We start from the raw sequence: 255 nt of genomic DNA, 5'->3' as shown, positions 1-255 counted from the left end.
GTCATAGTAATTCTTAAAGAATGAAGGACCGAACAATAATAATCTTGAAGGAATATGGAGGTAAGGACAGTGCAAAGACCACAGAAAACATCGATAGATGGCTGCCCGCAAAGGGATAAGTTGGAAATTGAAGAGTATGCGGGAGCGTGTAGTTCTGTCTTTAAAGAAGTAGGACAACAAGATGGTATCGAATTAATTGACAAAGTGATTGATGATAATAATCTTTTCAGAGCATGTGAAAAAGTCAAAGCCAAT

The 255-nt window shown here is 37.3% G+C and carries 1 pseudogene; it reads left to right on the top strand.

The features are described from left to right. Positions 1 to 69: 69 nt before the first annotated feature. Positions 70 to 255: pseudogene (locus M3226_RS32010) on the top strand (group II intron reverse transcriptase/maturase); the annotation flags it as partial.

The organism is Neobacillus cucumis, assembly GCF_023715505.1.
The sequence above is the reverse complement of the archived record's forward strand: the minus strand, read 5'-3'. Positions and strand labels throughout refer to the sequence as shown.